This is a genomic window from Rahnella aceris (assembly GCF_011684115.1).
Classification (GTDB): domain Bacteria; phylum Pseudomonadota; class Gammaproteobacteria; order Enterobacterales; family Enterobacteriaceae; genus Rahnella; species Rahnella aceris.
In genome coordinates this window covers 54,007-78,818 of sequence record NZ_JAADJV010000005.1, presented here as the reverse complement: position 1 = coordinate 78,818, position 24,812 = coordinate 54,007, and the positions used below count along the sequence as shown (strand labels likewise).

Annotated in this window: 22 protein-coding genes; 19 read left to right on the top strand and 3 right to left on the bottom strand. The window is 53.8% G+C overall.

Annotated elements, in window-relative coordinates:
• From relA to eno, 4 genes are all read left to right on the top strand, one after another.
• Positions 1–2,238: a GTP diphosphokinase gene (gene relA / locus GW591_RS20650; protein WP_013573992.1), complete on the top strand. Its 2,238-nt coding sequence runs from the start codon at positions 1–3 to the stop codon at positions 2,236–2,238.
• Between the two features lie 78 nt (positions 2,239–2,316).
• On the top strand, positions 2,317–3,120 hold the full coding sequence (gene mazG / locus GW591_RS20645; RefSeq protein ID WP_166861324.1) for a nucleoside triphosphate pyrophosphohydrolase: 804 nt from the start codon (positions 2,317–2,319) through the stop codon (positions 3,118–3,120).
• A 348-nt stretch (positions 3,121–3,468) separates the two neighbouring features.
• The gene (gene pyrG / locus GW591_RS20640; RefSeq protein WP_013573994.1) at positions 3,469–5,106 is read left to right on the top strand and encodes a glutamine hydrolyzing CTP synthase; all 1,638 of its coding nucleotides are present in this window, start codon (positions 3,469–3,471) and stop codon (positions 5,104–5,106) included.
• A gap of 75 nt (positions 5,107–5,181) precedes the next feature.
• Positions 5,182–6,486: a phosphopyruvate hydratase gene (eno, locus tag GW591_RS20635; protein WP_013573995.1), complete on the top strand. Its 1,305-nt coding sequence runs from the start codon at positions 5,182–5,184 to the stop codon at positions 6,484–6,486.
• Between the two features lie 86 nt (positions 6,487–6,572).
• Here eno and GW591_RS20630 read toward each other — a convergent pair whose 3' ends face one another.
• On the bottom strand, positions 6,573–7,373 hold the full coding sequence (locus tag GW591_RS20630; protein ID WP_191996294.1) for a MurR/RpiR family transcriptional regulator: 801 nt from the start codon (positions 7,371–7,373) through the stop codon (positions 6,573–6,575).
• Positions 7,374–7,577: 204 nt separating this feature from the next.
• Here GW591_RS20630 and GW591_RS20625 point away from each other — a divergent pair, with 204 nt between their 5' ends.
• The 3 genes from GW591_RS20625 to queE all read left to right on the top strand — a co-directional run bounded on the left by GW591_RS20625 (position 7,578) and on the right by queE (position 10,599).
• Positions 7,578–9,131 (top strand): PTS transporter subunit EIIC, encoded by a 1,554-nt coding sequence (locus GW591_RS20625; protein WP_013573998.1) that lies wholly within the window; start codon positions 7,578–7,580, stop codon positions 9,129–9,131.
• Positions 9,128–9,826 carry an N-acetylmannosamine-6-phosphate 2-epimerase gene (locus tag GW591_RS20620; protein ID WP_134706350.1) on the top strand — a complete coding sequence of 233 codons (699 nt, stop codon included), beginning with the start codon at positions 9,128–9,130 and terminating at the stop codon, positions 9,824–9,826. Before GW591_RS20625 ends, GW591_RS20620 begins: the two co-directional genes overlap by 4 nt.
• A 101-nt stretch (positions 9,827–9,927) precedes the next feature.
• Entirely contained in the window at positions 9,928–10,599 is a 672-nt protein-coding gene (gene queE / locus GW591_RS20615) for a 7-carboxy-7-deazaguanine synthase QueE (RefSeq protein ID WP_013574000.1), read from the top strand.
• Between the two features lie 13 nt (positions 10,600–10,612).
• On the opposite strand, the gene queD is transcribed toward queE, so the two are convergent.
• The gene (gene queD / locus GW591_RS20610; protein WP_013574001.1) at positions 10,613–10,972 is read right to left on the bottom strand and encodes a 6-carboxytetrahydropterin synthase QueD; all 360 of its coding nucleotides are present in this window, start codon (positions 10,970–10,972) and stop codon (positions 10,613–10,615) included.
• 169 nt (positions 10,973–11,141) lie between these two features.
• Between queD and GW591_RS20605 the strand changes: the two genes are divergently transcribed.
• From GW591_RS20605 to GW591_RS20590, 4 genes are all read left to right on the top strand, one after another.
• Positions 11,142–12,146 (top strand): alpha/beta hydrolase-fold protein, encoded by a 1,005-nt coding sequence (locus tag GW591_RS20605; RefSeq protein WP_119261244.1) that lies wholly within the window; start codon positions 11,142–11,144, stop codon positions 12,144–12,146.
• A 345-nt stretch (positions 12,147–12,491) separates the two neighbouring features.
• Positions 12,492–14,294: an NADPH-dependent assimilatory sulfite reductase flavoprotein subunit gene (cysJ, locus tag GW591_RS20600; protein ID WP_112197361.1), complete on the top strand. Its 1,803-nt coding sequence runs from the start codon at positions 12,492–12,494 to the stop codon at positions 14,292–14,294.
• A gap of 27 nt (positions 14,295–14,321) precedes the next feature.
• Complete coding sequence (gene cysI, locus GW591_RS20595) at positions 14,322–16,058, top strand: assimilatory sulfite reductase (NADPH) hemoprotein subunit (RefSeq protein ID WP_013574004.1); 1,737 nt, start codon at positions 14,322–14,324, stop codon at positions 16,056–16,058.
• Positions 16,059–16,082: 24 nt separating this feature from the next.
• Entirely contained in the window at positions 16,083–16,820 is a 738-nt protein-coding gene (locus GW591_RS20590) for a phosphoadenylyl-sulfate reductase (protein ID WP_013574005.1), read from the top strand.
• A 159-nt stretch (positions 16,821–16,979) separates the two neighbouring features.
• Here GW591_RS20590 and GW591_RS20585 read toward each other — a convergent pair whose 3' ends face one another.
• A complete protein-coding gene (locus GW591_RS20585; protein ID WP_166861320.1) occupies positions 16,980–18,017 on the bottom strand; it encodes an aminopeptidase in 1,038 nt (345 codons plus the stop codon).
• A 251-nt stretch (positions 18,018–18,268) separates the two neighbouring features.
• Between GW591_RS20585 and cysG the strand changes: the two genes are divergently transcribed.
• The 8 genes from cysG to ispF all read left to right on the top strand — a co-directional run bounded on the left by cysG (position 18,269) and on the right by ispF (position 24,801).
• Entirely contained in the window at positions 18,269–19,693 is a 1,425-nt protein-coding gene (cysG, locus tag GW591_RS20580) for a siroheme synthase CysG (RefSeq protein ID WP_166861317.1), read from the top strand.
• Positions 19,694–19,703: 10 nt separating this feature from the next.
• Positions 19,704–20,612 (top strand): sulfate adenylyltransferase subunit CysD, encoded by a 909-nt coding sequence (gene cysD, locus GW591_RS20575; protein WP_013574008.1) that lies wholly within the window; start codon positions 19,704–19,706, stop codon positions 20,610–20,612.
• Positions 20,613–20,625: 13 nt separating this feature from the next.
• Positions 20,626–22,053 (top strand): sulfate adenylyltransferase subunit CysN, encoded by a 1,428-nt coding sequence (gene cysN, locus GW591_RS20570; RefSeq protein ID WP_112152124.1) that lies wholly within the window; start codon positions 20,626–20,628, stop codon positions 22,051–22,053.
• A gap of 1 nt (position 22,054) precedes the next feature.
• Positions 22,055–22,678 carry an adenylyl-sulfate kinase gene (gene cysC / locus GW591_RS20565; RefSeq protein WP_013574010.1) on the top strand — a complete coding sequence of 208 codons (624 nt, stop codon included), beginning with the start codon at positions 22,055–22,057 and terminating at the stop codon, positions 22,676–22,678.
• A gap of 59 nt (positions 22,679–22,737) precedes the next feature.
• Complete coding sequence (locus tag GW591_RS20560; RefSeq protein WP_013574011.1) at positions 22,738–23,118, top strand: DUF3561 family protein; 381 nt, start codon at positions 22,738–22,740, stop codon at positions 23,116–23,118.
• Positions 23,119–23,285: 167 nt separating this feature from the next.
• On the top strand, positions 23,286–23,606 hold the full coding sequence (gene ftsB, locus GW591_RS20555; protein WP_013574012.1) for a cell division protein FtsB: 321 nt from the start codon (positions 23,286–23,288) through the stop codon (positions 23,604–23,606).
• A 2-nt stretch (positions 23,607–23,608) separates the two neighbouring features.
• Positions 23,609–24,328, top strand: coding sequence for a 2-C-methyl-D-erythritol 4-phosphate cytidylyltransferase (gene ispD / locus GW591_RS20550; RefSeq protein ID WP_013574013.1), 720 nt, complete (start codon positions 23,609–23,611; stop codon positions 24,326–24,328).
• On the top strand, positions 24,328–24,801 hold the full coding sequence (gene ispF / locus GW591_RS20545) for a 2-C-methyl-D-erythritol 2,4-cyclodiphosphate synthase (RefSeq protein ID WP_013574014.1): 474 nt from the start codon (positions 24,328–24,330) through the stop codon (positions 24,799–24,801). Before ispD ends, ispF begins: the two co-directional genes overlap by 1 nt.
• Positions 24,802–24,812 lie beyond the last annotated feature (11 nt).

The window sequence follows — 24,812 nt, the reverse complement described above, 5'->3', positions numbered from 1 at the left end:
ATGGTTGCGGTAAGAAGTGCACATCTGAACACGGCTGGCGAGTTCGCGCTCGACGACTGGATCAATAGTTTAGGACTGTCCAGCCAGCAATCATGTGAGCGTTTAGCCGAAACCTGGCGCTACTGCGAGCAACAAACGCAGGGCCATCCTGACGCCTCGCTGCTGCTATGGCGCGGTCTGGAGATGGTTGAAATCCTCTCGACCCTCAGCATGGATAACGACAGTATGCGCGCGGCGCTGCTGTTTCCGCTGGTTGATGACGGCATCATTGATGAAGACACCCTGACCCAACAGTTCGGTAAAGCCATTACTGATCTGGTACATGGCGTGCGTGATATGGATGCCATCCGCCAGCTGAAAGCCACGCAAAACGATTCCATGGCTTCCGAGCAGGTGGACAACGTCCGCCGCATGCTGCTGGCGATGGTGGAAGATTTCCGCTGCGTGGTGCTGAAACTGGCTGAACGTATCGCTCATCTGCGCGAAGTGAAAGATGCGCCGGAAGAAGAGCGCGTACTGGCGGCCAAAGAATGTACCAATATTTATGCGCCGCTGGCTAACCGTCTGGGTATCGGCCAGTTGAAATGGGAGCTGGAAGATTTCTGCTTCCGTTATCTGCATCCTGACGAATACAAACGCATTGCCAAACTGTTGCATGAACGCCGTATCGACCGTGAGCAGTACATCGACGATTTTGTCTCGACCGTTAAAAATGCGATGGCCGAAGAGGGCATCAAAGTTGATGTTTACGGCCGTCCCAAGCATATCTACAGCATCTGGCGCAAGATGCAGAAGAAATCCCTGTCCTTCGACGAACTCTTCGACGTGCGTGCCGTGCGTATTGTGGTGGAGCGTTTACAGGATTGTTACGCCGCATTAGGGATTGTGCACACTCATTTCCGCCATCTGCCGGATGAGTTCGACGATTATGTCGCCAACCCGAAACCGAACGGTTATCAGTCGATTCACACCGTGGTGCTGGGGCCGCGTGGGAAAACGCTGGAAGTGCAGATCCGTACGCGTCAGATGCATGAAGATGCTGAGCTGGGCGTCGCGGCGCACTGGAAATACAAAGAAGGCACCGCTGTGGTCGGTGGCCGCAGCGGGGGCTACGAAGGTCGTATTGCCTGGCTGCGAAAACTTATCGCGTGGCAGGAAGAAATGGCCGATTCGGGCGAAATGCTCGACGAAGTGCGCAGCCAGGTGTTCGACGATCGCGTCTACGTGTTTACGCCAAAAGGCGACGTGATCGACCTGCCGATGGGCTCCACGCCGCTCGACTTTGCGTATCACATCCACAGTGATGTGGGGCACCGGTGTATCGGGGCGAAAATTGGCGGCCGCATCGTGCCGTTCACCTATCAGCTGCATATGGGCGATCAGATTGAAATCATCACCCAGAAGCATGCGAACCCAAGCCGCGACTGGCTGAACCCAAGTCTGGGTTACGTCACGACCAGCCGCGGGCGCTCGAAAATTCAAAACTGGTTCCGTAAACAGGATCGCGATAAGAACATTATTGCCGGTAAACAAATCCTCGATGACGAGCTGGACAGACTGGATATCAGCATCAAAGATGCCGAGAAACTGCTGCTGCCGCGCTACAACGTCAACTCGCTGGATGAAGTGCTGGCCGCAATCGGTAACGGCGATATCCGTCTGAATCAGATGGTGAACTTCCTGCAATCGCAGCTGAAAAAGCCGAGTGCGGAAGAGCTGGATAAAGAAGCTTTGCGCCAGCTGACGCAGAAAACCACACCGCCACCGACCCGTACCAAAGACAATGGCCGCGTGGTGGTTGAAGGTGTCGGTAATCTGATGCACCACATTGCGCGCTGTTGTCAGCCGATCCCGGGCGACGAAATCGTCGGTTACATCACTCAGGGCCGCGGGATTTCCATCCACCGTGCCGACTGTGATCAACTGGAAGATTTACGTTCGAATGCGCCGGAACGTGTGGTCGATGCCGTATGGGGCGAAAGTTACTCCAGCGGGTATTCACTGGTGGTACGTGTGGTGGCTAACGACCGCAGCGGCCTGCTGCGTGATATCACCACGATTCTTGCCAATGAAAAAGTGAACGTACTCGGTGTTGCCAGCCGCAGCGACACACGCCAGCAACTGGCGACTATCGACATGGATATCGAAATCTACAACCCGCAGGTGCTGGGACGTGTGATTGCCAAACTGAACCAGTTGCCGGATGTAATTGAAGCCAAGCGGCTTCACGGCAGCTGATCAAACGCTTATAAGGCCCGCCAGTCGGGCCTTTTCTTTTATGTTTTTGACTCATCTCTTTTAAAACGGACAGATCCTATGACCGACTCTTCTTTACAACGCCTGCTCACCATTATGAAAACCCTGCGCGACCCTGAAGCGGGCTGCCCGTGGGATAAAGAGCAAACTTTCGAGACGATTGCCCCGTACACGCTGGAAGAAACCTACGAAGTGCTGGATGCCATCGCCCGCAAAGATTACGACGATGTGCGCGACGAACTGGGTGATCTGCTGTTTCAGGTGGTGTTTTACGCGCAGATGGGCAGCGAACAAGGGCTGTTTGAGTTTGACGATATCTGCAATGCTATTTCGGACAAATTAGAGCGCCGCCATCCGCAAATCTTTGGGCAGGAATCGGCCTGGTCGAAAGACGCCAGCAGTCAGGATGTGCTGGTCAAATGGGAAGCGCGTAAGGCACAAGAGCGGGCGGAGAAATCCCTGCATTCGGCGCTTGATGACATTCCTTCCGCGTTGCCTGCGCTGATGAAAGCACACAAAATTCAGAAACGTTGTTCGAATGTCGGGTTCGACTGGACCACACTCGGGCCGGTGCTCGACAAAGTCTACGAAGAGATCGACGAAGTGATGTTTGAAGCGCGTCAGGCAGTGATCGATGAAGAAAAGCTCGGCGAGGAAATCGGCGACCTGCTGTTCGCGACGGTGAATCTTTCCCGCCATTTAGGCCACAAAGCGGAAGATGCGTTGCAGGCGGCCAACCGCAAGTTTGAGCGCCGTTTCAGGCAGGTCGAGGAAATTATCCGTGGAAAAGGCTTAAACATGGAAGATGCTACACTTGAGCAGATGGAAGACGCCTGGCAGCAGGTGAAAAAGCAGGAAGGCTGAGTTAGCTCTCCGACTTTGATCGGAAACAAGATCTGAATCTGCTGAAACGGTTAAGCTCAATGTCATTCAGTGCTTAACCGGCTGATCTGAGAGCAGTAAAGTCCAACAAATTGAAATCTAAGATGTTTTAGTGCGTCATGCGAACAACACAGCACTTTTTACAAGCTAACTGTTTGTTTTTGAACGAATGAAAGAACAGCGCTGGCAGGGTTAACCCTTCTGAACTGACGGTAAGGAAAACGATGATGGACAGCAAAACGTTTATTTGTGGCGCACACAAGGTTCCGGTATACTGTTTTCCCGTCTTGGTTACTCCATCATCTTTAAACCTAACCTCTCAGGTTCAGCATGACAACTAATTATATTTTTGTGACCGGCGGGGTCGTATCCTCTCTGGGTAAAGGCATTGCCGCAGCCTCTCTGGCGGCTATTCTCGAAGCCCGTGGCCTCAACGTGACCATCATGAAACTGGACCCGTATATCAACGTGGATCCGGGTACGATGAGCCCAACTCAACATGGCGAAGTCTTCGTTACCGAAGATGGCGCTGAAACCGATCTCGATCTGGGTCACTACGAGCGCTTCATCCGCACCAAGATGACTCGTCGCAACAACTTCACCACGGGCCGTATTTATTCCGACGTGCTGCGCAAAGAGCGCCGTGGCGACTATCTCGGCGCAACCATCCAGGTTATCCCGCACATCACCAACAACATCAAAGAACGCATCATTGAAGGCGGCGAAGGCCACGATGTCGTGCTGGTTGAAATTGGCGGTACTGTCGGTGATATCGAATCCCTGCCGTTCCTGGAAGCGATTCGTCAGATGGCGGTTGAAGTGGGCCGTGAGCACACGCTGTATATGCACCTGACACTGGTGCCTTACATGGCGGCAGCCGGTGAAGTGAAAACCAAACCGACCCAGCACTCTGTAAAAGAACTGCTGTCTATCGGTATCCAGCCGGACGTGCTGATTTGCCGTTCTGACCGCGCAGTGCCTGCCAACGAACGCGCGAAAATTGCGTTGTTCTGTAACGTGCCGGAAAAAGCGGTTATCTCCCTTAAAGACGTTGATTCTATTTATAAAATCCCGGCCCTATTGAAATCTCAGGGTCTGGACGACTATATTTGTAAACGTTTCAGCATCAACGCACCGGAAGCCAACTTGTCCGAATGGGAACAGGTTGTTTACGAAGAAGCCAATCCGGGCGGTGAAGTGACTATCGGCATGGTCGGTAAGTACATTGAGCTGCCAGATGCTTATAAATCTGTGATTGAAGCGCTCAAACACGGCGGCCTGAAAAATCGTCTGACCGTGAACATTAAACTTATCGATTCTCAGGATGTCGAAACCCGTGGTGTCGAGGTGCTGAAAGGCCTGGACGCGATCCTTATCCCGGGTGGCTTCGGCTACCGTGGTGTGGAAGGGAAAGTGGCAACGGCGCGTTATGCACGTGAAAATAACATTCCTTATCTGGGCATTTGTCTGGGTATGCAGGTTGCGCTGATTGAGTTCGCCCGTAACGTTGCGGGTATGGAGAACGCCAACTCCACCGAATTTGTGCCAGACTGTAAGTTCCCGGTGGTTGCACTCATCACCGAATGGCGCGATGAAGAAGGTAACGTCGAAGTACGTTCCGAAGACAGTGATTTAGGCGGCACCATGCGTGTGGGCGGACAGCAATGTCACCTGAACGACGGTAGCCTGGTTCGTGAGATGTACGGCGAGCCGACAATAGTTGAACGCCATCGTCACCGTTACGAAGTGAACAATATGCTGCTCAAACAAATCGAAGCCGCAGGTTTACGCGTAGCCGGTCGCTCTGGCGATAAGCAACTGGTGGAAATCATCGAGCTGCCTAACCATCCGTGGTTTGTCGCTTGTCAGTTCCATCCAGAATTTACGTCAACGCCGCGTGATGGTCATCCGTTGTTTGCAGGCTTCGTGAAGGCTGCCGGTGAGTATCAGAAGCGTCAGGTAAAATAAAATACCGGGGAAGAGATGCGCCATTGGCGCATCTCTTGTCTGAAGCTTTAGTTAACTTGTACTGAGGAAATCTTAATGTCTAAAATCGTTAAAGTTATCGGCCGTGAAATCATCGACTCCCGTGGTAACCCGACCGTAGAAGCTGAAGTTCATCTGGAAGGTGGTTTTGTTGGTCTGGCTGCTGCGCCATCAGGTGCTTCTACCGGTTCCCGCGAAGCGCTGGAACTGCGTGACGGTGACAAATCCCGTTTCCTGGGCAAAGGCGTACTGAAAGCCGTTGCTGCGGTTAACGGTCCTATCGCTCAGGCTGTAACCGGTAAAGACGCGAAAGATCAGGCTAACATCGACAAGATCATGATCGATCTGGACGGTACTGAGAACAAATCTAAGTTCGGTGCTAACGCGATTCTGGCTGTTTCCCTGGCTGCTGCTAAAGCGGCTGCGGCTTCTAAAGGTCTGCCACTGTACGCACACATCGCAGAACTGAACGGCACCCCAGGCAAATACTCTATGCCACTGCCTATGATGAACATCATCAACGGCGGCGAACACGCTGATAACAACGTTGATATTCAAGAGTTCATGATCCAGCCTGTTGGCGCTAAAACGCTGAAAGAAGCTATCCGTATGGGTTCAGAAGTGTTCCACACTCTGGCTAAAGTGCTGAAATCTAAAGGCATGGGTACTGCTGTTGGTGACGAAGGTGGCTACGCGCCAAACCTGGGTTCTAACGCAGAAGCGCTGGCTGTCATCGCTGAAGCGGTTAAAGCAGCAGGCTACGAACTGGGTAAAGACATCACTCTGGCGATGGACTGTGCGGCATCTGAGTTCTACAAAGATGGCAAATACGTTCTGGCTGGCGAAGGCAACAAAGCGTTCACTTCTGAAGAGTTCACTCACTTCCTGGAAGACCTGACTAAACAGTACCCAATCGTTTCTATCGAAGACGGTCTGGACGAGTCTGACTGGACTGGCTTTGCTTACCAGACTAAAGTTCTGGGCGACAAAATCCAGCTGGTCGGTGACGATCTGTTCGTCACCAACACCAAGATCCTGAAAGAAGGTATCGACAAAGGCATCGTTAACTCCATCCTGATCAAATTCAACCAGATCGGTTCTCTGACCGAAACTCTGGCTGCGATCAAAATGGCGAAAGACGCTGGCTATACTGCCGTTATCTCTCACCGTTCAGGCGAAACTGAAGATGCGACCATCGCTGACCTGGCTGTGGGTACCGCTGCTGGCCAGATCAAAACCGGTTCTATGAGCCGTTCTGACCGTGTTGCTAAATACAACCAGCTGATCCGTATCGAAGAAGCGCTGGCGGCTGCGGGTACTCCTGCTCCGTTCAACGGTCTGAAAGAAGTTAAAGGTCAGTAATTACTGCCCCGTAACGCTTTCATAAAAACCCGCTCCGGCGGGTTTTTTTATGTCTGCAATTCAGGGAGATCGTTAAGATCTCCGTCTTACAGCAATAAAGAAAGCGTGGCACTCGCGCTGTGTTCGCTGGCTTGCAGATAATCCGGAGAGTGCGTTAACAGCTGATTGATCAGTAATTCCACCAGCAGCATCCCGCCGACTTTGGACGTCAGTAAACCCGCCGTCAGCGGACCTTCGGGTTTGGCGGCCACCAGTAAAATATCGGCCAGTGAGGAAAGCGGGCTGCGCAACGTATTGCTGATACCGATGACTGTGGTGCCCTGACGCTTCGCCAGCGCGGCGGCGTGCAACACATCTTTAGTGGAACCTGAGCTGGAAATCACGACCACAATATCCTGACTATCCAGGCTCACGGCATTCATCGCCGCGCGGTGCATATCAGCGAAACATTGCGACGCTTTGCCCAGACGCAGCAGCTTGTAACCCAGATAATCCGCCACGATAGCGCTGGCTGCAACACCATACACCTGAACGGAACGCGCGTTATGAATGCGAAACGCGGCGTCCACCAGCACCTGCCGATCGAGCAGTTTTCCGGTATCACGCAGGGCAGTGATGCTGTCTTCGATCAGCGTCTGAACGTCGTCATTCCCTTCAGCGGACGGCAATGTCGGATTTTGTCGCGTCTCAAGCGCGAGACCCATCTTAAATTCGGTAAACCCTTTGCAACCGAGCTGGCGGCAAAGCCGCGTGACGCTGGCTTCACTGGTATCACTCTCACGCGCCAGTTCAGTGATGGTCAGGTAAAGCACGCGCTGCGGTTGTTCCAGCACAAAACTGCCCAGCTTGTGCAGCGTCGGACTGTAATTCTCCAGTCCCTGACGCATTCGCAGTAACAGCGTGCCTGTTTCCTTGGTCTGACTCACTCGGCTCTCCTCAGAATAATTGACCTGACTAGTTTGGCTGATGTGACGCAGTTAACGCCAGAAGAATTCCATATGGATAACGTTGTACATTTGATGGTAATTATTATTTTAATTATATAGTGTGGTGAAAATAATTATCACAACAACACAACGCGGAGTTATCTCATGTCAATATTCAATGGTTCAGGGGGCGGGGCGTGGTTCGAAAGAGCCCAAAAGTTTGGCAAGTCTTTCATGTTGCCTATCGCTATTTTGCCCGCAGCCGGATTGCTGCTGGGTATTGGCGGGGCGCTTTCCAACCCCAATACCTTAACGGCATATCCGTTTCTGAATATTCCGGCCTTGCAGGCGATTTTCACCGTCATGGCCAGTGCCGGATCGATCGTCTTTGCCAATCTGGCGGTGTTGTTTGCCGTTGGGGTCGCCGTCGGGCTGGCACGCAGTGATAAAGGAACCGCAGGCTTGTCCGCGCTGCTCGGATACCTGGTGATGAACGCCACCATCAACGCCATCCTGATCCTCAAAGGGCAACTGGTGACCACCAATCTCAGTGCCGCCGGGCAGGGAATGGCGCTCGGCATTCAGACGCTGGAAACCGGCGTGTTTGGCGGCGTGGTAATCGGTCTTGTGACGTGGTGGCTCCATCAGCGCTACAACAAAATCGAATTACCGCAGTTTCTCGGGTTTTTTGGCGGTTCCCGCTTTGTGCCGATCATCTCCTCCGTTGCGGCCATCGTGGTCGGGGCGTTGATGTTCTTCATCTGGCCACATTTCCAGAAAGTGATTTTTGGCATGGGCGGGCTGGTGGATGCGACGGGATACCTTGGCACCTTCATTTACGGTTTTGTGCTGCGCATGCTCGGCCCGTTCGGCCTGCATCATATTTTCTATCTGCCTTTCTGGACCACCGCACTCGGCGGCAGCGAAGTAATTAACGGGCATCTGGTGGAAGGCACGCAGCGGATCTTCTTCGCCCAGCTGGCAGACCCCAATACGCAGCAGTTTTATATCGGCACTTCACGGTTTATGTCCGGGCGCTTCATTACCATGATGTTTGGTCTGGTGGGGGCGTGTCTGGCGATGTACCACACGGCGCGGCCTGAGAATAAAAAACGCGTCGCCGGGTTGCTGCTGTCGGCGGCACTGACCTCCTTCCTGACCGGGATCACCGAACCTATTGAGTTCTCGTTCCTGTTTGTCGCGCCGATGCTGTATGTCCTGCATGCGGTATTCGACGGTCTGGCGTTTATGATTGCCCACATTTTGCAGATCACCATCGGACAAACTTTCTCCGGCGGTTTTATCGATTTCATTCTGTTCGGGGTTTTACAGGGCGAAAGCAAAACGCACTGGATGTACGTCCCGCTGGTCGGCGTGCCGTGGTTTGCCCTTTATTACTTCTCTTTCCGCTACCTGATCAGGCGCTTCAACCTGAAAACGCCGGGGCGTGATGAGGCTGAAATTCAGCAGGATAACGTCGTGACCGATCGCGCCGGACTGATTATCGAAGCACTGGGCGGCGCGGCCAATATCGCCGAGCTGGATTGCTGCGCAACGCGTTTGCGCATCAGCGTTCATCAGGCTAGCGAAGTGGATGAAAACAAGCTGAAGTCGAGCGGGGCACGCGCCGTGCTGATCCGCGGAAACGGTATTCAGGTGATCTACGGACCGCATGTCACGATTATTAAAAATGAAATTGAGGAGATGTTGGGAGTATGAATCAGTCAATGTTAACGACCGTCAGGGGACAGTTGATCGTGTCCTGTCAGGCGCTGGATGACGAACCGCTGCACAGCGATTTTATTATGAGCCGTATGGCACTGGCCGCTATGCAGGGCGGTGCCGCGGGGATCCGCGCCAACAGCGTCGCAGATGTGAAAGCCATCCGCGCTACCGTGCCGCTGCCGGTTATCGGCATCATCAAACGTGATTACCCCGCAAGCGATGTCTATATCACGGCAACCCTGAAAGAAGTCCGTGAGCTGATGACTGTTGCGCCGGACATGATCGCGATGGATGCCACTTTCCATCAGCGCCCGGGTGAATTACAACTTGCGGCGCTGGTGCATCGCATCCGTGAGGAGTTCCCGTCCCTGTTGCTGATGGCGGATATCGCGACCTTAGAAGAAGCGCAAAACGCGCAGGCTTTAGGTTTTGATTGTATCGGGACAACATTGCACGGCTATACTCAGGAGACGCAGGGCAGCAAACTCTGGCATGACGACTTCGCTTTCCTGCGTCAGGTGCTGGCGCAGTGCACGACGCCGGTCATTGCCGAGGGAAACGTGGATACCCCAGAAATGGCGGCGCGATGTTTAGCGCTGGGGGCGCATTCCGTTGTGGTCGGTGGTGCAATTACCCGACCGCAGCAGATCACGCAACGCTTTACTGACGCCATCCGCTCTTTACGCTGATAAACATTTTTGCACACACTCCTGCTGCGCCCTGTATTTGGCGCAGCGCCTGCGATCTGCGATAATGTGCGCTGATTTTTTTAGAGATGACTGAGAAACCGATGCAGTACCCGATTAATGAGATGTTCGAAACCCTGCAAGGGGAAGGCTATTTTACCGGCGTGCCGGCGATTTTCGTTCGCCTGCAAGGCTGTCCTGTGGGTTGCAGCTGGTGCGATACCAAACACACCTGGGATAAAATTGCCGATCGGGAAGTCGATATGCAGCGCATTCTGGTCAAAACTGAAGAGAGTGATGCCTGGGGTAACGCCACCTCAGAACAACTGCTCGAGGTTATCGCGCAGCAAGGTTACACCGCGCGTCACGTGGTGATCACCGGCGGCGAGCCATGCATTTACGATCTGACTGAACTGACGTCATTGCTGGAAAAGAGCGGCTTCAGTTGCCAGATTGAAACCAGCGGCACGCACGAAGTCCGTTGCTCGGTGAATACCTGGGTGACGGTTTCCCCGAAAGTGAATATGCGTGGCGGTTACGACATTCTGCCGCAGGCACTGAAACGGGCCGATGAAGTGAAACATCCGGTGGCGCGTCAGCGTGATATCGACGCTCTGGATGCCCTGCTGGAAACCCTGACTGACAGCAAAGCGCGGATTATTGCCCTGCAGCCAATCAGTCAAAAAGAAGAAGCCACCAGACTGTGCATTGCGACCTGCATTGCAAGAAACTGGCGGCTTTCAATGCAGACACATAAGTATCTCAACATTGCATAAGAGATATGCTGAGTTAACCTTTATATACGCAACCTGCGGTGCAGGTTTCTTTCACGCGCACGGCGCTGAGCAGTGGCAGCTTAGGTTTCATCTCGTTCCAGATCCACGCGGCCAGCACTTCGCTGGTCGGGTTTTCTAAGCCCGGAATGTCGTTCAGATTATAGTGATCGAGACGATCCAGAGTCGGATTAAACGCAGCTTTCAGTTCGGCGAAATCCATCACCCAGCCGGTATGCGGATCCACTTCACCGGTGATTTCTAAACGGACGGTGAAAGAGTGGCCGTGCAACCGTCCGCACTTATGCCCTGCGGGCACATGCGGTAAATGGTGGGCGGCTTCAAACTGAAAATCTTTAAATAATGTGGTGGTCATGAGGCATGTCTCGTTGCTCGAAAAAACGCGGCATAGTACCGGAATACCGGCTTACGTGCCATGACTTAACTGCGCTTTTCTTCACCAAATCCTGACTTTTACTCTCTTTACTCCGCCCGCATTGCTGGCATACAGTGAGCCGGTAGAAACTAACTTGTTGAGATAGTGAATGATTACTGTGCTTCGTTGCGCTGTTCTGGCGTTGTTGTTCTCGGCTGGTGTTCAGGCAGAGACCACTGCCACCCCTCAGCAGTCCGTCCCCGCTGCGGCTAAACCGGTTCAACCCGCGGTTAAAGCCTCTCCGGTTGCCAAAACTCCGGTCAGTAAAGCACCTCTGGTTTTCCCACCGGGATCCGGTGTGATGCATATTGCACTGGCACCGGGTAAAAAGCCGCTGGAAGTTTTCACCTACCAACCGGCCGGTGCAGATGAGACTACGCCGGTGGTTATGGTGATGACCGGCGTGGACCGTAACGCCGCGACTTACCGCAATGACTGGATGACCGTTGCTGATCAGTATCATCTGCGCGTGGTCGTGCCGCATTTCAGTGAGCAGGATTTCCCCGGCGCCGCTGGCTATAACCTCGGTAATCTGACCGACAGCAAAACCCATCACCGTTTGCCGAAATCGCAGTGGGCGTTCAGCATGGTCGATAACTTGTTTACGACGCTGCAAAAGCAGGGCGTCACCAGCCAGAAACAATACTATTTATTTGGAAACAGCGCGGGTTGCCAGTTTGTACACCGCATGCTGACGCTGTTGCCTGAGCCGAATGTGAAAGCCGCGGTCTGTGCGGCGGCAGGCTGGTGGACATTACCGGATACCGATCAGCGCTGGCCTTACGGTTTACGCGAAGCGCCGGTGGCGGTCAGCCAGCAGCAACTGAATGATTACTTTGCCAAACCGGTGCTGATTGCCGTGGGGGCTGAAGACGACGATCCGGAAAACCGCCTGCTGCGCAAATCCAAGCAGGCGATGGCGCAGGGGACAAACCGTCTGGAGCGCGCCGAGAGTTATTTCACCACCTCCCAGCAACGCGCTGAACAGAACAACACACCGTTTAACTGGCACTTTATGGACCTGTCAGATGTCGGCCACAGTGGCAGTAAAATGTCAGTATTTGCCGCCGGACAGTTCGCCTGGTTTGAACAGCACAACGCTTTTCATCTTTAAAATCGTCACGCTTAGCTGAGTACTGAAAAATATTCATCACCCCGCTCCGGCGGGGTTTTTCTTTATGTATCCGGCACTTTGCAAAGAGCCTGCTCGCAGTGAGGTAAATTTTTTAGCGATTTCAGTAGGATAAAAATCATGCCTTACCACTTTTTCAGATAGACCTTACCTCTAAATCCTCTTAGTCATTTTGGTTATTTATTATTTCCATCACTTCTTTAATTGTTATTATCCTGCTCGTTAACCTACATCCTCTGAAAGGTTTTTCCCGCGCGAACATATACTGTAAAAAGCGCCGGAGGCCGGATTGATGACTTGCTTTTGCATAAGGGAATTCGTACCGCGATGACGACTCAGGCTCCTCCAACTTCACTGCTCCCGCTGACCCCCGAGCAAATGGCCCGCCTTCAATCGGCGATTGGTGATTACTCACCGACTCAGATGGCCTGGCTGTCAGGGTATTTCTGGGGCATGGTTAATCAGCAACCGGGTGCGGTGGCAGCTTCTGCTCCGGTACAGAATGCCGCGTCAGTCACTCTGATTTCCGCCTCGCAAACGGGTAACGCCCGCCGTGTTGCCGAGCAACTGCGTGATGACCTGATCGCCGCGAAAATTAACGTCAATCTGGTGAATGCCGGTGACTATAAATTCAAACAAATTGGTCAGGAAAAGCTGTTGCTGATCGTGGCCTCCACGCAAGGCGAAGGCGAACAGGCTGAAGAAGCCGTCGCGTTGCACAAATTCCTGCAATCCAAAAAAGCCCCGCAAATGAAAGACACGGCTTTTGCGGTGTTTGCGCTGGGTGATACCTCTTACGAATTCTTCTGTCAGGCAGGTAAAGATTTCGATACCCGTCTGGGCGAGCTGGGGGCAGAACGCCTGTTAGACCGCGTTGATGCTGATGTGGAATATAAAGAAGCCGCCGAAAACTGGCGTAAGCGTATTGTCGATGTGCTGAAACAGCGCGTACCGGCTGACACCGGGGCGCAGGCGGTTCCGACGCTGGCAGGCAGTGTGAATCAGGTCGACAGCAGCCCTTACACCAAAGAAGCGCCGCTGACCGCGACACTTTCCGTTAACCAGAAAATTACCGGCCGCGATTCTGATAAAGACGTACGTCATCTGGAACTCGAACTCGGTGATTCCGGCCTGCGTTACCAGCCGGGCGATGCGCTGGGGATCTGGTTTGAAAACGATCCGCAACTGGTGCAGGAAATCGTTGAACTGCTGTGGCTGAAAGGTGATGAAATTGTCGAGGTGAACGACAAAAAACTGTCGCTTTCAGAAGCGCTGCAACATCACATCGAACTGACCCAAAACACCACGCCGATTATCGAAAAATATGCCGCGCTGTGCCGCGATGAACACCTGACCGGTCTGCTGGCTGACAAGCCTGCGCTGCAGCAATACGCCCAGACCGTGCCGTTTGCTGACATGGTACGCCGCGCACCGACTGAGCTGGATGCCCAGCAACTGGTGGATTTACTGCGTCCGCTGACGCCGCGCCTGTATTCGATTGCCTCCTCGCAGGCTGAAACTGAAACAGAAGTCCATATTACTGTTGGCGTGGTGCGTTATGACATCGATGGTCGTCCGCGCTCTGGTGGTGCGTCCGGCTTCCTGGCCGATCGTCTGGAAGAAGACGGTGAAGTGAAAGTCTTCATCGAGCATAACGATAACTTCCGTCTGCCGGTGAATCCGGAGACGCCGGTCATTATGATAGGACCCGGTACCGGCATTGCGCCATTCCGCGCCTTCATTCAGCAGCGTGATAACGACGGCGCCACCGGCAAAAACTGGCTGTTCTTCGGCAACCCGCACTTTACCGATGATTTCCTGTATCAGGTCGAGTGGCAGCGTTACGTGAAAGACGGCTTGCTGACCCATATCTCTCTGGCATGGTCACGCGACCAGGCGGAAAAAGTATATGTACAGGACAAGTTGCGTGAGCAGGGCGCTGAAGTCTGGCAGTGGTTGCAGGAAGGCGCGCACGTGTATGTCTGCGGCGATGCTAACCGTATGGCGAAAGATGTAGAACAGGCGTTACTGGAAATCATCGCCGAATACGGCGAAATGGATCTGGAAACGGCCGACGAATATCTCAGTGAATTGCGCCTTGATCGCCGTTATCAGCGCGACGTCTACTAACGAATCTGAGCAATGAGCGAAAACCTTATGAGCAATAAGTTGTGGAGTGAACTCAATCCCGGTCCGGGCCCGTTGATCGTCGATGCCCCGCTGGCTGACGCCGAACGCCTGAAGAAGGAAAGCAATTTCCTGCGCGGCACCATCACAGAAGATTTAAAAGACGGCCTGACCGGCGGCTTCAACGGTGACAACTTCCTGTTGATCCGCTTCCACGGCATGTATCAGCAGGACGACCGTGATATTCGTGCTGAGCGTGCTGAGCAGAAGCTGGAACCGCGTCACGCCATGATGTTGCGTTGCCGCTTGCCGGGCGGGGTGATGACCCCTGCCCAGTGGCTGGGCATCGACAAATTTGCTGAAGACAGCACGCTGTATGGCAGCATCCGTATTACCAACCGTCAGACCTTCCAGTTCCACGGCATCCTGAAACCGAACGTCAAACCGGTGCATCAGTTGCTGAACAAACTTGGTCTGGATGCACTGGCGACCGCCAACGACGTTAACCGTAACGTGTTGTGTACCTCGAATCCGGTGGAATCTGAACTGCATCAGGAAGCGTATCAGTGGGCGAAGAAAATCTCCGAGCACCTGCTGCCGCGCACCCGTGCTTACGCCGAAGTGTGGCTGGATCAGGAAAAAGTCGAAACCACCGACGAAGAGCCGATCCTGGGGGCGACCTATCTGCCACGTAAATTCAAAACCACCGTGGTGATCCCGCCGCAAAATGACGTGGATCTTCACGCCAACGACCTGAATTTTGTGGCGATTGCCGATAACGGCAAACTGGTCGGCTTCAACGTGCTGGTCGGCGGCGGGCTTTCTATCGCCCACGGTGATAAAGCCACTTACGCACGAACTGCCAGCGAGCTGGGCTTTATTCCGCTGGAGAACACGCTGGCCGTCGCCGAAGCCGTGGTGACCACGCAGCGCGACTGGGGTAACCGTACCAACCGTAAAAACGCCAAAACCAAATACACGCTGGAACGCGTCGGCGTGCCGGTATTCAAAGCCGAAGTTGAAAAACGTGCAGGCATTCAGTTTGGTGATATTCGTCCTTACGAATTCACCGGTCGCGGCGATCGTATCGGCTGGGTAAAAGGCATCGATAAACAATGGCATCTGACACTGTTTATCGAAAATGGCCGTATTCTTGATTATCCGGGCAAGCCGCTGAAAACCGGACTGGCAGAAATTGCTAAGATCCATAAAGGTGATTTCAGGCTTACTGCTAACCAGAACCTGATCGTGGCCGGTGTCGCGGAACAAGACAAAGACGCGATCGAAACCCTGGCGCGTAATCACGGCCTGATTGACGACGGTGTCACCGAGCAACGTAAAAACTCGATGGCCTGCGTGTCTTATCCGACCTGCCCGCTGGCGATGGCGGAAGCGGAACGTTTCCTGCCTGAGTTTGTGACCAAAGTAGAAGGCATCATGCACGGCCACGGCGTAGGCGATGAACACATCGTGCTGCGTGTGACCGGTTGTCCGAACGGCTGCGGTCGTGCGCTGCTGGCCGAAATTGGTCTGGTGGGGAAAGCGATGAACCGCTACAACCTGCACCTTGGCGGAAACCGCGCCGGAACACGTATTCCGCGCATGTACCGCGAAAATATTTCTGATGCAGAGATCCTGGGCATCATTGACGAACTGGTCGGACGCTGGTCGAAAGAGCGCGAAACCGGTGAAGGCTTTGGCGACTTTGTGATCCGCGCAGGGATCATTAAGCCCGTGCTGGATCCGGCACGTGACTTTTATGATTAAGAGCGATAACCGACAGGAGGCGATATGAGTTTGCTGAACCTTACTCTGGCTGAACTGAATGAACTGCCGAAGTCCGGACAATCCATGGCGCTGGCGGAAATTAACGTCAGCCTCGAAAAATTGTCCGCGCAGGAGCGTGTGCAATGGGCGCTGGAAAATATGCCTGGTGAATTCGCCCTGTCTTCCAGCTTCGGGATTCAGGCGGCGGTCTGTCTGCACTTAGTCACTCAGCAGAAACCGGACATTCCGGTGATCCTGACCGATACCGGCTATCTGTTCCCGGAAACCTATCAGTTCATCGATACGTTAACCGAACAGCTGAACCTGAATTTACAGGTATTCCGTGCTGAACATTCGGCAGCCTGGCAGGAAGCGCGTTACGGCAAACTGTGGGAGCAGGGCGTCGAGGGCATCGAGAAATATAATCACATCAATAAAGTCGAGCCGATGAATCGGGCGATTCAGACGCTCGGCGTGCAGACCTGGTTTGCCGGTCTGCGTCGTGAGCAATCCGGCAGCCGTGCGCATCTGCCGGTGCTGGCGGTGCAACGTGGTGTGTTTAAAATCCTGCCGATTATCGACTGGGATAACCGTCAGATCTTCCGTTATCTGCAAGACAACGGCCTGAGCTATCACCCGCTGTGGGATCAGGGCTATCTTTCCGTCGGTGACACACACACCACGAAAAAATGGGAAGAAGGGATGAAGGAAGAAGACACGCGATTTTTTGGACTGAAACGCGAATGCGGCCTCCATGAATAAATCCCCGTCATACTTCGGGTTGCAGATGCGTTGGCTGCGCGCTCTTACCCCGGTCACATAGTAATCTATGCTCCCGGGGATGCGTTCACTTGCCGCCTTCCTGCAATCCGAATTATTTAGGGGATTCCTGTAATTAACGTCTCAACTCCCCATATTTAATCAGGCGTGTTTCGCCGGTTTCGCCAGATCCTTCAGCAGCGGGAATAACACTTTCACCGTATCGCGGGAACGTTTTTCAATGCGTCCCGGCAGGGCTTTATCCAGATACTGCAGATTATCGAACTGGCTCTGATAACGCGTGGTACCCAGCGGGAAGTGGCTGGTGATCGCGCGTTGCTGGAGGCCGTCTTTCTTACCCAGCGCATAGTTAGTCGCCGTCACGTTCAGCAGCGGCAGCCGTGCGTCATCCAGCGCTTTTATGCCATCGCAGCAATGTACGCCTTCGTGGCTTTCTGCCGGAATACCCAGACTGTGCGCAATATTCAGCGCCCGTACGCGGGTGAGTTTCGCCACGGCCACGGAAGTATTCGCGCCGCTGTTGAAATACAACCGGTCACCGGTGATCAGCGAATTCAGGTTGATCACCAGCAGCGTATTTTTCTTCTCTTCAGCACTCATGCGGTTCACAAAGTCTTCCGCGCCTTTAGCACCGGTTTCTTCCGCACTCAGCGCCACGAAACGCAAGCTGTAGTGCGTCGGGATGGCCTGCATGCGTTCGGCCAGCTCAAGCATCACACCGACGCCGGAAGCGTTGTCATCGACCCCCTGCAGCGTCAGGCCGCCGAGATTATGGTTGGTATCACTGTCGCTTTGCGGCACATAGGTATCGAAATGCGCTATCACGATGATTTGCTGCGGCACTTCTCCTGCACGTGCGGCAATCACCGACGTGGCGTGAATATTTTGCCAGTTCTTTTTGCCCGCATTGCTGGTGTAAAGATAGCGGGTATCGAAGCCACGTAAATCGCTCGTATATCCTAATTTATTGAACTGCTGATTCAGATAATCCGCGGCGATCAGTTCTGCCGGGCTGCCGGCCATGCGTCCGGGAAAATAGGTGGCGATATGGCGAATTTGCTGACTGGCGATCATCCCCACCGGCGGAAGCGGGGCGGACGCCGCCATCGCATGACCCATACAGACACAGCTCAGGCTCAGCGCCAGCAGCGTCCGCTTCATGCGTAAAAAAGAAAACATAGCCAAAAATCCTTATTTGCTGGTCAATATGACCGGAAGGCAATCAAACAACAGGCCGCGTGTGGCGGTCTTTCTGGGGCGTACAGTATGCGATTGTCTGTGCGATTAGACAATTTCCCGTTATCCCAAACCGCTCTTTTTGCCGGGCTATATTCCATTTAGTAACTATTCATTCCTTTTCGTCATTTCAGATCAATTATTGCCTGCACGTATAGTTTGTTTATTAACTCTGACAATCATTAAAGGCTTTTGTGGACTATCTACCAATATTTGCCGACCTCAAACAACGCCCTGTGCTGGTCGTGGGAGGTGGCGAAGTCGCTGCTCGCAAAATTGATCTCCTCCTGCGGGCAGGTGCGCAAGTACGGATAGTCGCACAGGCACTTTCTCCCGAGCTGGAACAACGCAGACAGGCCGCAGAAGTTAGCTGGTCGGCACAGGCATTTCTGCCGGAACAGCTCGACGATGTTTTTCTGGTGATTGCCGCCACCGACGATGCCGCGTTAAATGCTGAGGTTTTTGAACAGGCCGACCGCCGTCATGTTCTGGCTAACGTGGTTGACGATCAGCCGAAGTGCTCGTTCATTTTCCCTTCGATTGTCGACCGTTCGCCGATTGTGGTCGCGATTTCTTCCAGCGGTAAAGCGCCGGTACTCGCCAGAATGTTGCGCGAGAAGCTGGAAACTCTACTGCCGGGCAGCCTGGGGCAAATGGCCAATATCGCCGGACGCTGGCGCGACAATGTGAAAGTACAGTTCAGTTCAATGCGTGCGCGTCGCCGTTTCTGGGAACAACTGTTTGCCGGACGCTTTGCCAGCCTCGCTTCTGCGGGAAAGCTCGCAGAAGCAGAACAGGCGCTGCAACAGCAGTTAGAAAACGCGGAAGACATCTCGCATAGCGGGAATGTCACGCTGGTCGGTGCCGGGCCGGGTGATGCAGGATTGCTCACCCTTCGCGGGCTGCAGGTGATGCAGCAGGCCGATGTCGTGCTTTACGACTATCTGGTCAGCGAAGACGTGCTGGATTTAGTGCGCCGCGATGCGGACAAGATTTGTGTGGGTAAACGTGCGGGCAGCCATTCTGTCGCGCAGGAAGACACTAACCGTCTGCTGGTCGAACTGGCGCAGCAGGGGAAAAAAGTCGTGCGCCTCAAAGGCGGTGATCCGTTTATTTTCGGACGCGGCGGCGAAGAATTACAGGCGGTGCAGGCGGCAGGCATTCCTTTCCAGGTGGTGCCGGGTGTTACCGCAGCGGCCGGCGCAACGGCTTATGCCGGTATTCCGCTGACGCACCGCGATTACGCGCAGAGTGTGATATTCGTGACCGGGCATTGCCGTCCGGAAAACAACGGCGTGCAGTGGGAGACCCTCGCGAAAGGCCAGCAGACATTGGCGATTTATATGGGCACGCTTAAAGCTGCCGAAATCAGCCAGCAACTGATCGCTCATGGTCGCGCAGCGCATACGCCCGTTGCGGTCATCGGACGGGGAACGCGTTCTGATCAGCAGGTGCTGACCGGAACACTCGATAATCTTGAACATCTGGCTCAGCAGGCGCCGGCGCCGGCGTTACTGGTGATTGGTGAAGTGGTATCACTTCATCAGCAACTGGCCTGGTTTGGGCATCATCCTGAGACTGACGGCACCCAACGCCCGTCGGTTGTGAATTTGGCTTAAAGGATCTGTTATGGACGAAAAACGACTGACTCATTTGCGGCAACTGGAGGCGGAGAGTATCCATATCATCCGTGAAGTGGCTGCTGAATTCGCCAACCCGGTGATGATGTACTCCATCGGGAAAGATTCCTCGGTGATGTTGCATCTGGCGCGCAAAGCTTTCTTCCCGGGCACCTTGCCGTTCCCGCTGCTGCATGTGGATACCGGCTGGAAATTCCGCGAAATGTACGACTTCCGTGACCGCACGGCGAAGAATTACGGTTTTGAGCTGCTGGTGCATAAAAACCCGGAAGGTGTGGCAATGGGCATCAACCCGTTTGTGCACGGCAGTGCCAAACATACTGACATCATGAAAACTGAAGGTCTGAAGCAGGCGCTGAATAAATATGGCTTTGATGCCGCTTTCGGCGGTGCACGCCGTGACGAAGAAAAATCCCGTGCCAAAGAGCGTATCTATTCGTTCCGTGACCGCTTCCACCGCTGGGATCCAAAAAACCAGCGTCCTGAACTGTGGCACAATTACAACGGCCAGATTAACAAAGGCGAAAGCATCCGCGTGTTCCCGCTGTCTAACTGGACTGAGCTGGATATCTGGCAGTACATCTATCTGGAAAATATCGAAATCGTTCCGTTGTATCTGGCCGCACCGCGTCCGGTGCTGGAGCGCGACGGTATGCTGCTGATGGTTGATGATGATCGTATTGATCTGCAACCGGGCGAAGTGATCGAGAAGAAAATGGTGCGTTTCCGCACATTAGGCTGCTGGCCGTTGACCGGTGCTGTTGAATCTGAGGCACAAACGTTGCCGGAGATCATCGAAGAGATGCTGGTATCGACCACCAGTGAACGTCAGGGACGCGCGATCGACCGTGATCAGGCCGGTTCGATGGAACTGAAAAAGCGTCAAGGATACTTCTGAGGAGCCGCAGCTAATGAATAACGCAATTGCACAACAAATCGCGGAGCAGGGTGGCGTTGAAGCTTACCTGCACGCTCAGCAACACAAAAGCCTGCTGCGCTTTCTGACCTGCGGCAGCGTCGATGACGGCAAAAGCACCCTGATCGGGCGCCTGCTGCATGACACCCGTCAGATCTACGAAGATCAGCTGTCTTCTCTGCATAACGACAGTAAACGTCACGGCACCCAGGGCGAGAAACTGGATCTGGCACTGCTGGTGGATGGCTTACAGGCCGAACGCGAACAGGGCATTACTATCGATGTGGCTTACCGTTATTTCTCTACCGAAAAACGTAAGTTCATCATTGCGGACACGCCGGGGCACGAACAGTACACCCGCAATATGGCGACCGGTGCATCGACCTGTGATCTGGCGATCTTACTGATCGACGCCCGTAAAGGTGTGCTGGATCAAACCCGCCGTCACAGCTTCATTGCGACCTTGCTCGGGATCCGTCACCTGGTGGTGGCCGTCAACAAAATGGATCTGGTGGATTACAGCGAAGCGGTATTCGAGCAGTTTAAACAGGATTATCTGGATTTCGCGCAGCAACTGCCGACCGATCTGGACATCAAATTTGTGCCGCTTTCCGCGCTGGAAGGCGACAACGTTGCCACATCAAGCGATAAAATGAACTGGTACACCGGCCCGACGTTGCTCGACGTGCTGGAAACGGTAAACATTATTAACATTCGTGAACAGCAACCGATGCGCTTCCCGGTGCAGTACGTTAACCGCCCGAATCTTGATTTCCGTGGCTATGCGGGAACGCTGGCATCCGGTTCTGTCCGTGTCGGTCAGAAGGTGAAAGTATTGCCATCCGGTGTGGAATCTACCGTGGCACGCATTGTGACCTTTGACGGTGATTTGCAGGAAGCCTGGGCGGGCGACGCGATTACGCTGGTGCTGGCCGATGAGCGTGATATCAGCCGTGGCGACACGCTGGTCGATGCAGAAGAAACGGTTAAACCGGTACAGAATGCCAAAGTCGACGTGGTGTGGATGGCCGAGCAACCACTGAGCGTCGGCCAGAGTTACGACATCAAAGTCGGCGGCAAGAAAGCCCGTGCGCGTGTGGAAAATATCGAATATCAGGTGGAAATTAACTCGCTGACGCAGCGTGTGGTAGAAAACCTGCCACTGAATGGTATCGGACTGGTGGAACTGGCCTTCGACGAACCATTGGTGCTGGATAACTATCAGAGCAACGCGGTGACCGGCGGCATGATCTTTATCGATCGGCTGACCAACGTTACCGTGGGTGCTGGTCTGGTACGTGAAGCCATTGAACAGGTATATCAGGAATCGGATAAATACAGCGCATTTGAGCTGGAACTGAACAGCCTGGTTCGACGTCACTTCCCGCACTGGGGTGCGCGCGACCTGCTGGGTGGCAAATAAGATGGCGTCACAAGACAGCACTTTTTTAAAAGATGAGAATGTTGTCTGGCATCCGCACACGGTGACTCGTGCGGATCGCGAAAAGCAACATGGCCATCGTGGTGCGGTGCTGTGGTTCACCGGGCTTTCTGGCTCGGGGAAATCCACCGTGGCCGGTGCGCTTGAACAGGCGCTGTATGCGCAGGGCGTCAGCACTTATCTGCTCGATGGCGATAATGTCCGTCACGGACTGTGCCGTGATCTGGGCTTCACCGACGACGACCGGCGTGAAAACATCCGTCGTGTAGGTGAAGTGGCGAAACTGATGGTGGATGCCGGGCAGGTCGTGCTGACGGCGTTCATTTCACCTCACCGCGCCGAGCGTGAAATGGTGCGTGATTTGCTGGAAGACGGTCAGTTTATTGAAGTGTTTGTGGATACGCCGCTGGCTATCTGTGAGGCTCGTGATCCGAAAGGTTTGTATAAAAAAGCCCGTGCGGGTGAACTGAAAAACTTCACCGGTATTGACTCAGAATATCAGCCACCGGAAACCCCGGATGTGCATCTTGATGGTGAACAATTGGTAACACAATTGGTGCCTCAATTATTAGAAGTGATGCGCCAGCGCGCTATTATCAATCCCTGAATGTTGCCGGCCAAACGTCACAGAGCGTGCCGGTTTACACTGAAATACAGGGATCATCTATGCAGGCGTTATTTAGCAGACTTGTCAGTCGGAACCGCGTGGATCGCACCGGGGAAATTACCCCCCGGACACGCGTGCCGATACCGGAAACCGACAGTGCAGACACCGAAGATCCTTCCTACTCCATGCAGGGCGGATTCATCGGGTTTGTCTTCTACTGGCTGGCGTTCGCGATCCCTTTTCTGGTTTATGGTTCCAACACCCTGTTTTTCCTGCTCTACACCTGGCCGTTCTTCCTGGCGCTGATGCCCGTTTCCGTCCTGATAGGCATTGCGTTCAGCACGTTCTTTGGCGGTGGCTGGTTTAAAACCTCTCTGGCCAGCGCGGTCTGCGTTATCGGCATGTTCTGGACAGTCTTCTCTTTCCTGTCTGGCTGGTGACTTTTCCTGGCGGTTTTCCCTGCAAATTCCCTTCACGATGTAACCCATTGTGTCATTCTCACCCTTAATTGCGTGCGTAAGTCTGATTCTCACCGGCTTTACCACTGCCACAGTGGAGTCAGAGGGAAAGTTGTGGGATGATTGTCCAGCTTTTTTAGGGGGCGGGGATGGGCAAACTAACACTGCTATTACTGATTTTACTTGGCTGGCTACAGTATTCGCTGTGGCTGGGTAAGAATGGTATTCACGATTATGTACGTGTAAACGATGACGTTCAGGTGCAACAAGTTAATAACGGCAAACTGAAATCACGTAATGATCAACTTTTCGCAGAAATCGACGATTTAAACGGCGGTCAGGAAGCGATCGAAGAACGCGCACGCAATGAACTGGGCATGATTAAACCCGGCGAGACTTTTTATCGTCTGGTGCCTGACAACAAACGTGCGCCTGGTAGCACCGTTTCGCAAAACAACCTGAATCAATAGCCATGAGCCATATCGCAGTTTCCCTTCCAGAGGTTATTGCCGTGTTACCGGCTGCCGGCATTGGCAGCCGTATGCAGGCAGAATGCCCCAAGCAATATCTTTCTATTGGCGGTAAGACGCTGATAGAACACTCAATTTGCGCTTTGCTGCAAAGCGGCAAAGTCAGTCAGGTTATCGTGGCATTAAGCCCGCACGATACGCAATTCGAACAACTTCCCATTGCCCGTGATCCGCGTATTCGCGTGGTTGCAGGCGGTGCGGAACGTGCTGAGTCGGTGATGGCCGGGCTGGATGTTGCCGGAGACAGCGGCTGGGTGTTGGTACATGATGCCGCGCGCCCGTGTCTGCATCCTGACGATCTCCATAATCTGCTGGCGATTGCCACCACCAGTAAAGTGGGCGGGATCCTTGCCGCCCCCGTGCGCGACACGATGAAGCGTGGTGAACCGGGCATTACAGCGATTGCACATACGGTCGATCGTCAGGACCTGTGGCATGCACTGACGCCGCAATTTTTCCCGCTCGAATTACTGAAAACCTGCCTGCGCCGTGCACTCAATGAAGGTGCGGTGGTCACAGATGAAGCCTCGGCAATGGAATATTGCGGTTTTCATCCTATGCTGATCCCGGCACGGGCCGATAATATTAAAGTCACGAGGCCAGAAGATCTGGCCCTGGCTGAATTCTATTTAACCCGCTTATCCCAGGAGGAGAACGCATAATGCGTATCGGTCACGGTTTTGATGTACATAAATTTGGCGGAGAAGGCCCGCTGGTGATCGGTGGTGTGCGTATCCCTTATCCGCAGGGTTTACTGGCGCATTCAGATGGTGATGTTGCCCTGCACGCGGCTACGGACGCACTGCTTGGTGCCGCTGCGCTGGGAGATATAGGTAAACTTTTTCCGGACACTGACCCGGCATTCAAAGGTGCTGACAGCCGCGAACTGCTGCGCGAAGCCTGGCGCCGTATCCGTGCAAAAGGCTACAAGCTGGGCAATCTGGATATCACGATCATCGCACAGGCACCGAAAATGGCTCCGCACATCCCGCAGATGCGCGTGTTTCTGGCAGAAGATCTGCAATGTCATATGGATGACGTCAACGTGAAAGCCACGACAACCGAACAGCTGGGCTTTACTGGCCGTGGCGAAGGTATTGCCTGCGAAGCCGTTGCTCTGCTGATTAAGGAATGATGTTGTGGAAG

Excerpts from the sequence above, each read along its gene's own strand:
- relA (WP_013573992.1), top strand. The coding sequence starts at position 1 with ATGGTTGCGGTAAGAAGTGCACATCTGAACACGGCTGGCGAGTTCGCG.
- mazG (WP_166861324.1), top strand. The coding sequence starts at position 2,317 with ATGACCGACTCTTCTTTACAACGCCTGCTCACCATTATGAAAACCCTG.
- pyrG (WP_013573994.1), top strand. The coding sequence starts at position 3,469 with ATGACAACTAATTATATTTTTGTGACCGGCGGGGTCGTATCCTCTCTG.
- eno (WP_013573995.1), top strand. The coding sequence starts at position 5,182 with ATGTCTAAAATCGTTAAAGTTATCGGCCGTGAAATCATCGACTCCCGT.
- GW591_RS20630 (WP_191996294.1), bottom strand. The coding sequence starts at position 7,373 with ATGCGTCAGGGACTGGAGAATTACAGTCCGACGCTGCACAAGCTGGGC.
- GW591_RS20625 (WP_013573998.1), top strand. The coding sequence starts at position 7,578 with ATGTCAATATTCAATGGTTCAGGGGGCGGGGCGTGGTTCGAAAGAGCC.
- GW591_RS20620 (WP_134706350.1), top strand. The coding sequence starts at position 9,128 with ATGAATCAGTCAATGTTAACGACCGTCAGGGGACAGTTGATCGTGTCC.
- queE (WP_013574000.1), top strand. The coding sequence starts at position 9,928 with ATGCAGTACCCGATTAATGAGATGTTCGAAACCCTGCAAGGGGAAGGC.
- queD (WP_013574001.1), bottom strand. The coding sequence starts at position 10,972 with ATGACCACCACATTATTTAAAGATTTTCAGTTTGAAGCCGCCCACCAT.
- GW591_RS20605 (WP_119261244.1), top strand. The coding sequence starts at position 11,142 with ATGATTACTGTGCTTCGTTGCGCTGTTCTGGCGTTGTTGTTCTCGGCT.
- cysJ (WP_112197361.1), top strand. The coding sequence starts at position 12,492 with ATGACGACTCAGGCTCCTCCAACTTCACTGCTCCCGCTGACCCCCGAG.
- cysI (WP_013574004.1), top strand. The coding sequence starts at position 14,322 with ATGAGCAATAAGTTGTGGAGTGAACTCAATCCCGGTCCGGGCCCGTTG.
- GW591_RS20590 (WP_013574005.1), top strand. The coding sequence starts at position 16,083 with ATGAGTTTGCTGAACCTTACTCTGGCTGAACTGAATGAACTGCCGAAG.
- GW591_RS20585 (WP_166861320.1), bottom strand. The coding sequence starts at position 18,017 with ATGTTTTCTTTTTTACGCATGAAGCGGACGCTGCTGGCGCTGAGCCTG.
- cysD (WP_013574008.1), top strand. The coding sequence starts at position 19,704 with ATGGACGAAAAACGACTGACTCATTTGCGGCAACTGGAGGCGGAGAGT.
- cysN (WP_112152124.1), top strand. The coding sequence starts at position 20,626 with ATGAATAACGCAATTGCACAACAAATCGCGGAGCAGGGTGGCGTTGAA.
- cysC (WP_013574010.1), top strand. The coding sequence starts at position 22,055 with ATGGCGTCACAAGACAGCACTTTTTTAAAAGATGAGAATGTTGTCTGG.
- GW591_RS20560 (WP_013574011.1), top strand. The coding sequence starts at position 22,738 with ATGCAGGCGTTATTTAGCAGACTTGTCAGTCGGAACCGCGTGGATCGC.
- ftsB (WP_013574012.1), top strand. The coding sequence starts at position 23,286 with ATGGGCAAACTAACACTGCTATTACTGATTTTACTTGGCTGGCTACAG.
- ispD (WP_013574013.1), top strand. The coding sequence starts at position 23,609 with ATGAGCCATATCGCAGTTTCCCTTCCAGAGGTTATTGCCGTGTTACCG.
- ispF (WP_013574014.1), top strand. The coding sequence starts at position 24,328 with ATGCGTATCGGTCACGGTTTTGATGTACATAAATTTGGCGGAGAAGGC.